The 10,841-nt window shown below is 73.1% G+C and carries 9 protein-coding genes and 1 pseudogene; 8 read left to right on the top strand and 2 right to left on the bottom strand.

Annotation, left to right across the window (positions count from 1 at the left end):
* Positions 1 to 63: 63 nt before the first annotated feature.
* From ACFXPK_RS24560 to ACFXPK_RS24545, 4 genes and pseudogenes are all read left to right on the top strand, one after another.
* Positions 64 to 996, top strand: a pseudogene (locus ACFXPK_RS24560) (aspartate kinase); the annotation flags it as partial.
* A gap of 115 nt (positions 997 to 1,111) precedes the next feature.
* The gene (locus ACFXPK_RS24555; protein WP_385078615.1) at positions 1,112 to 2,182 is read left to right on the top strand and encodes an aspartate-semialdehyde dehydrogenase; all 1,071 of its coding nucleotides are present in this window, start codon (positions 1,112 to 1,114) and stop codon (positions 2,180 to 2,182) included.
* A 450-nt stretch (positions 2,183 to 2,632) separates the two neighbouring features.
* Positions 2,633 to 3,208: a SigE family RNA polymerase sigma factor gene (locus ACFXPK_RS24550; RefSeq protein ID WP_384993386.1), complete on the top strand. Its 576-nt coding sequence runs from the start codon at positions 2,633 to 2,635 to the stop codon at positions 3,206 to 3,208.
* Positions 3,205 to 4,662, top strand: coding sequence for a hypothetical protein (locus tag ACFXPK_RS24545; RefSeq protein WP_385078611.1), 1,458 nt, complete (start codon positions 3,205 to 3,207; stop codon positions 4,660 to 4,662). Before ACFXPK_RS24550 ends, ACFXPK_RS24545 begins: the two co-directional genes overlap by 4 nt.
* Positions 4,663 to 4,738: 76 nt before the next feature.
* Here the strand turns inward: ACFXPK_RS24545 and ACFXPK_RS24540 are convergent, their stop codons facing one another.
* Positions 4,739 to 5,488, bottom strand: coding sequence for an SURF1 family protein (locus ACFXPK_RS24540; RefSeq protein ID WP_384993389.1), 750 nt, complete (start codon positions 5,486 to 5,488; stop codon positions 4,739 to 4,741).
* 95 nt (positions 5,489 to 5,583) lie between these two features.
* Complete coding sequence (locus ACFXPK_RS24535; protein ID WP_384993391.1) at positions 5,584 to 7,422, bottom strand: S9 family peptidase; 1,839 nt, start codon at positions 7,420 to 7,422, stop codon at positions 5,584 to 5,586.
* 315 nt (positions 7,423 to 7,737) lie between these two features.
* On the opposite strand from ACFXPK_RS24535, the gene ACFXPK_RS24530 reads away from it, so the two are divergent.
* The 4 genes from ACFXPK_RS24530 to ACFXPK_RS24515 all read left to right on the top strand — a co-directional run.
* Positions 7,738 to 8,439, top strand: a complete 702-nt coding sequence (locus ACFXPK_RS24530; protein ID WP_384993392.1) for a hemerythrin domain-containing protein — start codon at positions 7,738 to 7,740, stop codon at positions 8,437 to 8,439.
* A 165-nt stretch (positions 8,440 to 8,604) separates the two neighbouring features.
* Positions 8,605 to 8,880 (top strand): twin-arginine translocase TatA/TatE family subunit, encoded by a 276-nt coding sequence (locus ACFXPK_RS24525; protein WP_385078607.1) that lies wholly within the window; start codon positions 8,605 to 8,607, stop codon positions 8,878 to 8,880.
* 183 nt (positions 8,881 to 9,063) lie between these two features.
* Positions 9,064 to 9,423 (top strand): ArsR/SmtB family transcription factor, encoded by a 360-nt coding sequence (locus ACFXPK_RS24520; protein WP_384993397.1) that lies wholly within the window; start codon positions 9,064 to 9,066, stop codon positions 9,421 to 9,423.
* Between the two features lie 7 nt (positions 9,424 to 9,430).
* Positions 9,431 to 10,841, top strand: a 1,411-nt coding sequence (locus ACFXPK_RS24515; protein WP_385078603.1) for a cation-transporting P-type ATPase, incomplete at its 3' end; no start/stop codon positions are given.

Raw genomic sequence — 10,841 nt, 5'->3', positions numbered from 1 at the left:
TACACATCAAATATCCTCGGCAGCTTATGATTTGAATAAGACACAGACAACAACGCGCGCAAAATCGTAGACACGCCGGGCCGGACCCGCCCCGCCGTCGACGAGGGCAACATCGCCATCGTCGCCGGCTTCCAGGGGGTGTCCCAGGACAAGAAGGACATCACGACCCTGGGGCGGGGCGGCTCGGACACCACGGCCGTCGCGCTCGCCGCGGCGCTCGACGCCGAGGTGTGCGAGATCTACACCGACGTGGACGGTGTCTTCACCGCCGACCCCCGGGTCGTCTCGAAGGCCCGGAAGATCGACTGGATCTCCTTCGAGGACATGCTGGAGCTGGCCAGCTCCGGCTCCAAGGTGCTGCTGCACCGCTGCGTCGAGTACGCGCGCCGATACAACATCCCGATCCATGTCCGCTCCTCCTTCTCGGGGCTTCAGGGCACATGGGTCAGCAACGAACCGCAAGGGGACCGCAAGGTGGAGCAGGCCATCATCTCCGGTGTCGCCCATGACACCTCCGAGGCGAAGATCACGGTCGTGGGCGTCCCCGACAAGCCCGGCGAGGCCGCGACGATCTTCCGGGTCATCGCGGACAACGAGATCAACCTCGACATGGTGGTGCAGAACGTCTCCGCCGCGTCGACCGGTCTGACCGACATCTCGTTCACGCTGCCCAAGACCGAGGGCCGCAAGGCCATCGACGCGCTGGAGAAGACGAAGGAGAAGATCGGCTTCGACTCGCTGCGCTACGACGACCAGATCGGCAAGGTCTCCCTCGTCGGCGCCGGGATGAAGACCAACCCGGGCGTCACCGCGGGGTTCTTCGAAGCCCTCTCCAACGTGGGCGTCAACATCGAGCTGATCTCGACATCCGAGATCAGGATCTCGGTGGTCATGCGGGAGGAGTCGGTCGTCGAGGCCGTACGCGCCGTGCACACCGCCTTCGGGCTCGACAGCGACTCCGACGAGGCGGTCGTCTACGGCGGCACCGGGCGATGACCCGGTCCGGCGGCCGGACGGCGGACGCCGCGTCCCGGGCCCACGGTGTCACGTCCCGGGCCCACGGCGCCCTGTCCGGGGGCGCCGTGCGCGCCGTGCCGTGGAGCGCCGCGCGATGAACGGGCGTCCGACGCTCGCGGTCGTGGGTGCGACCGGGGCCGTCGGCGCCGTCATGCTCCAGATCCTGACGCAGCACGCCGACGTCTGGGGCGACATCCGGCTGCTCGCCTCCCCTCGTACGAACGGGCGCAAGCTGTCCGTACGGGGCGAGGCGACCGAGGTCGTCCCGCTCTCCGAGGAGGCGCTGGACGGCGTCGACGTCGCGGTGTTCCTCGTACCGGACGAGGTGTCCGCCATCTGGGCACCCGTCGCCGCGGCACGGGGCGCCGTCGTCGTGGACCACTCCGCGGCCTTCCGGATGGACCCGGACGTCCCCCTGGTCGTGCCCGAGGTGAACCCCCATGGCGTACGGGCCAGACCGCGCTCCATCGTCGCCGGGCCCGGCTGCGCCACGCTCACGATGATCGTCGCCGTGGGCGCGCTGCACGCCGAGTTCGGCCTGCGCGAGCTGGTCGTCTCCTCGTACCAGGCGGTCAGCGCCACCGGCCGGGGCGGTGTGGACGCCCTGCGCGACCAGCTCTCCCTCGTCGCCGGTACGGAGCTGGGCACGCACCCCGGCGACGTACGGCGCGCGGTCGGCGACGCCACCGGCCCGTTCCCCGCGCCGCTCGCCCTCAACGTCGTGCCGTGGGCCGGCTCCCCCGACCCCACCGACGACGGGTGGTCCACGGAGGAGGCCGCGATCCGGGACGAGACCCGCAAGATCCTGGACCTGCCCGCGCTGCGGGTCTCGGCGACCTGCGTCCACGTCCCCGTGATCACCGGTCACTCCCTCTCCGTGCACGCCCGCTTCGAGCAGGAGGTCACCGTCGACCGGGCGCACGAGATCCTGGCGACCTCCCCCGGCGTGGTGCTCTTCGACAACCCGGGGGCGGGCGACTTCCCTACGCCCGCCGACGTGGTGGGGACGGACCCGACCTGGGTGGGACGCGTACGGCGCTCGCTGGACGACCCCAGGGCGCTGGAGCTGTTCGTCTGCGGCGACAACCTGCGCAAGGGCGCCGCCCTGAACACCGCGCAGATCGCCGAGGCCGTCGCCGCCGAGCTGGCGAAGCAGCGGCGGTAGCCGCCCGGTTGCCGGTCGGCGAACGCCTGGTAGTCGGCGCAAATCAGTACGCCGTGACGGCTCAAAAGTTTGTAGGATCTGTGAACGCCCCATGGGCAGGCTGACCGGCTATGCCTTGTGAACTGGGGTGTTGCCATGTCGGACGCTTCTCGTCCCACCTTTCTGTGAGTTTCCGCGCGAGCGCCGCGCGAGAACCGCAACCGCCGGATGGCTGGGAAGCGTCTCTGTGGTCGCCCCCCGTGTGGTGCCGCGGAACTGGGGCATAGGGGGAGATCGGGTACGCATGAGGGTATTCAGTGCAGCGTCAGATGGGGCGGCGTGCGCGTACAACCCTGACGGGGGGAAGCGTGTCCAACAGGCGTGGCAGCAGAGGTTCTCGACATCACAGCGGTTGTCCCGGTGCGCGGCGCGGCAGTGCGTCCGCTCCGGCGGCCCCGTATGCCCGGTGGCATGCCGGTGATCGCCCCCATGCCGGCGGCGCGGCCGGCCCGTATCCCGTCCCAGCGCGAGGGCGCTGAGGAGGCGATGGCGGCGGGAACCACCGTCGACCACCTCACCGAGACCTACCGCGCCCACTACCGGTCGCTGCTCGGTCTCGCCGCCCTGCTGCTGGACGACACGGCCTCCTGCGAGGACGTGGTCCAGGAGGCGTTCATCCGGGTGCACTCCGCGCGCAACCGGGTCCGCGAGCCGGAGAAGACGCTCGCGTATCTGCGGCAGACGGTGGTGAACCTCTCCCGCTCCGCACTGCGCCGCCGCATCCTCGGGCTGAAGCTCCTCTCGAAGCCGATGCCCGACATGGCGAGCGCCGAGGAGGGGGCGTACGACCTGCTGGAGCGGGACGCGCTGATCAAGGCGATGCGCGGGTTGCAGCGCAGACAGCGTGAAGTGCTCTCCCTGCGCTACTTCGCGGACATGACCGAGGCACAGGTGGCCGAGACGCTGGGGATATCCCTGGGCTCGGTGAAGGCGTACGGCTCACGCGGGATCGCGGCGCTGCGGGTCGCCATGGAGGCGACGGCATGAGCGCGGGGCGCAAGGACGGGCGGGAAGTGCCGGACGTGCCGTCGAACGACCTGACTGGGAACGGAACTGTGAACAACGGGCCGGAGAACGAGCTGAGCGGCCGCGCCGACGGAGAGGCGGCCGAGGTCACCGAGGCGGCCGAGCAGGCCGAGGAGCCTGACGAGCCCGACTCCCCGCGCGACGCCGCGGGTGGCGTGGCCGCCGATACGGGTGACGCCGCCGACACGGGCGCGGCGGAGGACGTACGGGACCGGCGGGACGCCCCGGACCGGGGCGCGGACGCCGATGCCGATGCCGACGTGACGACGGCTCCGACCGCCCTGACCGCCCTGCGCGGTGCGGGCGCGTCCGGCGCCGGTCTGCCGGCGGATCCGTCCGCTGACCTGCCCGCGGACCCGAGTACGGACCTCTCCACCGATCTGGGCGGCGCCCTGGACGGCGACGAGTTGGCGCTGCGCCGGCTCCTGCACGGAGCGGTGGGGGACCTCAGGCCCTCCGACGGGGCGCTGGACCATCTGCGCAAGGCGGTCCCCACCCGGCGGGCCAGGAAGCGGCAGGCCGTCGTGGGGATGGCCGCCGCCGCGCTGCTCTTCGGTACGGCCGTGCCCGCCTTCGTGCACGTCACCAACGCCAGCACCGCCTCCGACGACCACCCGGTCGCCGCCGGGCACGGCGAGAAGTCGCCGGACGGCGCGGACACCGACCCGGCCGACGGCGACCGGAAGAAGAACCCGGACGGCCCCTCGGACAAGGTCTCCGCCGACGAGGACGAGCCTGACAAGCAGGAGAAGCCCGATCCGGACGCGTCGGACGCGACCGGCGGCGGCAAGGGCGGTACGGCCGAGGGCTCCGGCGGCTCCAGCAGCGTCAGCTCTTCGCAGACCTGTACCGCGGGCCAGCTCCGGCAGGCCACCGCCGAGGTGGGCGCCGCCGACGCCACGGGCAAGGTGTACGGCACGTTCCGCCTCACCAACGTCTCCGCCTCCGGGTGTACCGTCAGCGGCCGCGGCTCGGTCGGCTTCGGCGCCATCGGCGCGGCCGACAGCTCCAGGATCGGCACGTCGCCGCACTTCGCGGGCGACGCGGCGGCCGGGCTGCCGGACCCCTCCCTGGAGTCGTCGTCACTGACGCTGCCGCCGAACGGCACGTACCAGGTGAAGTTCGCCTGGGTGCCCTCGGACACCTGCCCCACCTCGGGCGACCCCTCGCCCGACCCCTCGCCCACCGGCGACGGCTCGGCGGGCACGACCGGCGGCACGACGGCCGGCACCGGCGAGACCGGACCGGGCGAGAGCAGTACCGGTTCGGAGACCCAGCTCCTCAACGACGGGACCACGGAGGACGGCAGCGTCTCCCTCTCCTACACCGCGGCGGCGGGCACGACCGTCCAGGCGACGATCCCCAACGCCTGTGCGGGGACGGTCTACTGGACCGGTCTCCTCAGCGGCTTCTAGGGTCTTCCGACCGGGGCAGGCCGGGGCCGCCCCGGGGTAGGCCGGGTCCGTCCGGAGTCGTCCCGAGCCGTCCGGGTCAGGCCGCGGTGCCCAGCCCCAGCGCCTCGTCCCGGGCGGTCTCCACCTCGCGGCGGGCCAGCCGGAACCACATGAAGACCACGAACCCGGCGAACACGAACCACTCGCCGGTGTACCCGAGGTTCTGGAACGCCTTCAGGTCGAGCCCGGTGTTCTGCGGCGCGGCGGCGGGCACGGGCAGCAGCCCGTCCGACGCCTGGCCCACGGTGACCCAGGCGTCGTACACCTCGTAGGGCACGAGGTTGACCAGCGAGGCCGCGCTGATCATGCCGAGCTGCCCCGGCGGCAGTCCGCCCTGGCGCACCCCGTCGGAGCCGACCGCCTCGGACGCCTGGAGCGAACCGGTCACGGTCACCTCGCCCGACGGGGGCGCGGGCGTCTTCCCGCCACCGGGCAGCCAGCCACGGACCACGGGCAGCGCCTTGCCGTCGTCGGTGCGGAGCATGGTCAGGACGTACGAACCGGTCCTGCCGTCCAGCTTCCGGTCCGGCACCACGAACTGGTCCGCGTACCGTCCGGTCGCCGTGACATGACGCCCCGAGGTCTCCTGGTCGACCGGGAGCAGGGACGTCACCGCCACGGCCGGCCGCTGCGCCGGATCGGGCCTGGCCTCGGCCGCCCGGTGCGTGTCCACCCGGTCCTCGAACCGCCCGAGCTGCCACATTCCCATGAAGATACAAAAGGGGATCGCCAGTACGACGAAGACGTTGATCCCCCACCATCGCGGAGTCACCAGGAACCGGTACACCCCTCCACGGTACGGAACACCGCCCCGGCGCCGGGGCCCGGGGCCCGCTTACCCCGGCCCCGCCGCCCCCTGCGGCCCCTCCGTCCGCGCGCCCGTCAGGACTGTGCGAGACCCAGGTGCCTCCTCGCGAAGTCCAGCTCCAGCCGCACCTGCTTGATCCGCTCCTCCACCACCAGCGAGCCGTGCCCCGCGTCGTACCGGTACACCTCGTGGACCGCGTCGCGCGCCGCCAGCCGGTCCACGTAGTTCTCCACCTGACGGATCGGGCAGCGCGGATCGTTCACCCCCGCCGAGATGTAGACCGGGGCCAGGACCGCGTCGACGTACGTCAGCGGGGACGACGCCTCGAACCGCTCGGGCACCTCCTCCGGCGTACCGCCCAGCAGGGTGCGGTCCATCGCCTTCAGGGCCTCCATCTCGTCGTGATACGCCGTCACGTAGTCCGCGACCGGTACGGCGGCGAGGCCCACGGCCCACACGTCCGGCTGGGTGCCGAGGCCGAGCAGGGTCAGATAGCCGCCCCACGAGCCGCCCGCCAGGACCAGCCGCGCCGGGTCGGCCAGCCCCGAGGCGACCGCCCACTCACGGACCGCGGCGATGTCCTCCAGCTCGATCAGCCCGACCCGGTGCTTGAGCGCGTCCGTCCACTCCCGTCCGTACCCCGTCGAACCCCGGTAGTTGACCCGGACGACCGCGAAGCCGTGGTCGACCCAGGCGGCGGGGCCCGCGGCGAACGCGTCGCTGTCGTGCCACGTCGGGCCGCCGTGGATCTCGAAGACCGTCGGGAAGGGGCCCTCGCCCGGCGGGCGCTGCACCAGCGCGTGGACCCGGCCGCCCGGCCCCTCGACCCACGCGTCCTCCACCGGCACCGAGGCGGGGGCCGTCATACCGGGCGGGTCGAGCACCACCCCGCCCGACGTGGAGCGCACCTCCGGCGGCCTGGCCGCGGACGACCAGAGGTACTCCACGCTGCCGTCCGGCCGCGCCGTCGCCCCCGAGACCGTGCCGGGCGGGGTCTCCACCTGGATCAGCGCGCTCCTGGCGAAGTCGTAACGCCACAGCTCGTCGCGCGCCTCGAAGCTGTGCGCGATGAGCAGCCCCGAGCCGTCCGGATACCACTCGGCGTGGACGTCGCCGGGCAGTTCGATCGCGAGATCCGTCTCCTCGCCCGTCAGCGGATCCCAGACGATCGGCTCCCAGCGGCTCCGCCGCTGATGGGCGATGAGCAGCCGGCTGTCCCCGGCCACCGGCGCGAAGCCCAGCACGTCGAGGCCCAGCTCCAGCGTGCCGCCCTCGGTGTCGTCCAGCTCGGCCACCACCGAGCCGTCCAGCCGCAGCACGCGCACCGCCGAGTGCATCGCGTCGCCGTGCTCGGTGTGCTCGATCGCGAGCAGCGTGCCGTCGTGCGACAGGTCCCCGACACCGGCCGACTCGCGGTGGCGGTAGATCTCGACCGGCTCCCCGCCCGGCCGTACGACATGGACCGTCGAGCCGTCCTCGTCGGTCGACCGCCCGACGACCGCCGTCCCGTCCCGTCCCAGCGCCAGACCCGCGGGGTAGGAGGGGTCGAGCCCCGGCGCCGCCGGCTCGTCAGGGCCCGGCCCGCTCCCGGTCCCGCCGGAGAACGGCTGGCGCATCCACACCCCGAACTCGTCCCCGTCCGTGTCCGAGAACCACCAGATCCACTCGCCGTCGAGCGAGAGCACGCCGTCCGTCGTCCCGTTCGGCCGGTCCGTCACCTGACGCCGCGCGCCGGTCGCGCGATCCCACGCGTACAGCTCGTACGTCCCTGTCGCGTTGGACACGAACAGCGCCCGCTCCGGCGCGTCCTCCGCCCAGTCGGGCAGGGAGACCCGAGGGGCCCGGAAGCGCCGCTCCCACTCCGGCATGGAGTCCCGCGTCGAGTCCGGCTTCGAACCGTTGATCTCAGTCATGACCCCATTCTGCGCCGGGCCGCCGACATCGCGTCGAGATCCCCCTCGGCCTGTGGACAACTTCTGGACGGGCGGCCTGCGGGAGCGGCCCGGGGAGAGGCCGGGGAGCGGCTGAGGAAGCGGCACGGGAGAGCAGGCCGGGAGGGGCGTATGGGAAGCGTTATGAGGGGAGCCGTGGGGTGTGAGGGGCCGGTGTGACGGGCATCTCCTCAGCGTGAGGTGCTCTTGTCCCGGAGTACCCCGGCGGGCACGCCCGCGGACGGGCGGATCGAGCCCTCCCACGTGCCCGCGGTGAAGAAGGGGGACGGACGGACGATGGCTGTTTCACCCGCGCTCCGCGCGGAGCGCACCCGGATCCACGACGAACTCCTCGCCGAACACACCCTCATGCGCCGGGGCGCGGCCCTGGTCACCGCGTCGTTCTCGGCGCTCGCCGACGGCCGGTCCGTCGATGTGCGGACGCTGGTCGGCACGGCACGCTGGCTGATCGAGTTCGTCCGCGGGCAGCGCGCGAGCGAGTCCGATCTGCTCTGGCCGGTGCTCCGCGGGCTCTTCCCCGGGCCCGTCGCCGAGCTGGAGACCCTGGCCGGCGAGCGCGAGGCGCTCGACGCCGAACTGCACACCCTCGCCCGCGCGGTCGACTCGATCGCCGCCCGCGAGGTGACCGGCGGGCGCGGTGAGGTCCTGGTGGTCGTCGGCGAGGCCGCGATGACGGGGCTGCCCTCCGCGATCCGCGTCCAGTCGATCCTGAACAGGAACCTCGACGAGGAGGAGCCGCTCCTGCTGGAGCTGTTCCCGCGCGTGCCCGACCGGGAGGTCCCCCGGCTGCGGACCGCGATCGTCCGCGGCGGCCCGCGCACCGGGCCGCATCTCGTCTTCGGCCTGCTGGAGGACCCCGACCGGGTCCCGGGGCACACGGCGCTGCTGGGTAATTTCCCGCCGTCGGTGCGCTGGCTGCGCCGGGTGTTCCTGGCCCGGTACCGCGCCACCAAGCGGGCGCTCGGGGTGCCTCTGTGACGACCTGCACAGACGGGGCCACTCACGTCCTGACCTGAGTACGTGCGAGGGTGGCCCTGGCCTTGTTGCGTGTGCGGTTGATGCGGGATACTTCTACAGCGCTGTAGAAGCGCGACGACACGGCGGCAGGACGGCCGCGGACGTTCCCGGGAGAGAGCAGACCTGATGTTCGGCTTGAGCGAACTGGCCGTGATCCTCATCGTCATCGCCGTGGTGGTCGGGGTGAAGAAACTTCCCGAGCTGACCCGGTCCGCGGGCAAGGCCGCCCGCATCCTCAAGAGCGAGAAGAAGGCGTTCCAGGAGGAGGGCAAGGCGGACAGCGCCGCCGCCGGCGCCCAGCGGGACGAGTCCCCGGGCGGCGCCCAGGACGGCCCGCAGGGCGGGCGCCGTATCGTCACCGGCACCATCGTGGAGCCGAACGAACCCCCGAAGCACCCCTGACGGCCGGTCGCGGCTGCCCCGTGGGCCTCGGTGGCCCGTACGGGAGCCTCCTGCCGCCTGAGACCCCTCCGCAGGGACAGCCCCTAGACTGAGCCGTTGGTTCGGGCAGGGGATTCGGACTTCGGACGGGGGCTCGGGCACGGATACGCGGGTGGACGGCCCGCGTGGGACAGGAGAGCGATCGTGACGGCAGGTGGCGACGGCTTCGGGGATCCCTCCGCCGAGGTGCTGGCGGACGCCGCCGCCGCGTTCGGGCTGCTGGCGTCCTCCGCGCGGCTGCACATCGTCTGGGTGCTCGCGCAGGGCGAGAGCGATGTGACGGGGCTCGCGGAGCGGGTCGGCGGCGCGCTGCCCGCCGTGAGCCAGCACCTCACCAAGCTGAAGCTGGCCGGTCTCGTACGGTCGCGCAGGGAGGGCCGGCGGCAGGTCTACTTCGTCGACGACCCCGATGTCGTGACCGTCGTACGGCTGATGGTCGGCCAGCTCACCGACCGCGCGGCGCTCGCGACGGGGCCGCGGCGTATCAGCGACGTCGGCGCCTGAGACCGCCATGTCCGAGTCGGTGGTGCCGGGGCCCGCGGCCTGGGGCGCCCCGACGGACCCCGGCGCGGAGACGGACCCGCGGGGACCGGGGCCCCCGCCCACCGCCCTCCAGGTGCTGCGCCGCCTCGACAGCGGGCCGCGCGGACTGACCGACACGGAGGCCGAGGAGCGCCTGGTCAGGTACGGCGAGAACGCCGTCCCCGAGTGGACCACACCCTCCTGGCCACGCCTTTTCGTACGGAGCCTGCGGGATCCCTTCACGGCCGTACTGCTCTGTCTCGGGCTGGTGTCCGCGACCGTCTCCGCCTGGGGCACCGCGTGCGTGATCCTCTCCCTCGTCGCCGTGAGCTGTCTGCTGCGCTCCTCGGGGGAGCACCGCGCCGACCGGTCCATGGCCGCCCTGCGCGACCTGGTGGCCACGACCGCCACCGTGCTGCGGCGCACCGGCGGCGACGTCGGGAGCGGGCCGCCGCGCCCCCGCGAGATCCCCGTCGACCAGCTCGTGCCCGGCGATGTGATCCGTCTCGGCCCCGGGGACCTGGTGCCCGCCGATGTACGGCTGCTGCGCGCGAGCGGCCTGACCGTCCATCAGGCGCCCCTGACCGGGGAGTCGGCCCCCGTCGCCAAGTACGCGGTGGACGCGCCCCGCGAGGGGCCGGCCGGCGCGGGCGGGCACCTCGGGGTCTTCGGGCAGCCGCACCTCTGCTTCCAGGGCAGCAGCGTGGCCTCCGGGAGCGGTACCGCGGTCGTCGTCGCGACCGGTACCCGTACCCGGTGGGGCGCGGCGCGCAGCCGCCCGGGACGGCGCCCCGCCAGCGCCTTCGACCGCTCGGTGCACGGGATCTCCTGGGTCCTGATCCGGTTCATGCTGCTGACGCCGCCGCTGGTCCTGATGGCCAACGCGGCGCTGCGCGGCCGGGGGCTGGAGACGCTGCCGTTCGCCGTCGCGGTGGCGGTCGGGCTGACGCCGGAGATGCTGCCGGTCATCGTCACCACGGCGCTCGCCCGGGGCGCGTCGCTCCTCGCGCGCGGGCACAGCGTCATCGTCAAGCGGCTGCCCGCGCTCCACGATCTGGGCGCCGTCGACATGCTGTTCCTGGACAAGACGGGCACCCTCACCCAGGACCGCCCGGTCCTGGACCGGGCGACGGACGCGTACGGCGACCCCGACCCGGAGGTACTGCACTGGGCCGCCGTCAACGCCTGGTGGACGTTGCAACTGGCCGATCTGCCCGCCCCCGACGCGCTCGACGAGGCGATTCTCGACGCCGCCGACGCCGCCGACGCCGCGGATGCTGCGGATGCCTCCTCTGCCGACGCCGACGCCGACGCCGACGCCGACGCCGCCCCCCCCGGGGACCGCGGCGGGGGGGGCGGCGGGGGCCCGGGGCGCGGCCCCCCGCGCGGGGGATCCCCAG

Source organism: Streptomyces sp. NPDC059142 (genome assembly GCF_042755665.1).
Classification (GTDB): domain Bacteria; phylum Actinomycetota; class Actinomycetes; order Streptomycetales; family Streptomycetaceae; genus Streptomyces.
Note: the sequence above shows the minus strand (reverse complement) of the source record. Positions and strands in the feature narration are given on the sequence as shown.

Bases quoted from the DNA above. Each gene is read 5' to 3' on its own strand.
- ACFXPK_RS24555 (WP_385078615.1), top strand. From the start codon at position 1,112: ATGAACGGGCGTCCGACGCTCGCGGTCGTGGGTGCGACCGGGGCCGTC.
- ACFXPK_RS24550 (WP_384993386.1), top strand. From the start codon at position 2,633: ATGCCGGTGATCGCCCCCATGCCGGCGGCGCGGCCGGCCCGTATCCCG.
- ACFXPK_RS24545 (WP_385078611.1), top strand. From the start codon at position 3,205: ATGAGCGCGGGGCGCAAGGACGGGCGGGAAGTGCCGGACGTGCCGTCG.
- ACFXPK_RS24535 (WP_384993391.1), bottom strand. From the start codon at position 7,422: ATGACTGAGATCAACGGTTCGAAGCCGGACTCGACGCGGGACTCCATG.
- ACFXPK_RS24530 (WP_384993392.1), top strand. From the start codon at position 7,738: ATGGCTGTTTCACCCGCGCTCCGCGCGGAGCGCACCCGGATCCACGAC.
- ACFXPK_RS24525 (WP_385078607.1), top strand. From the start codon at position 8,605: ATGTTCGGCTTGAGCGAACTGGCCGTGATCCTCATCGTCATCGCCGTG.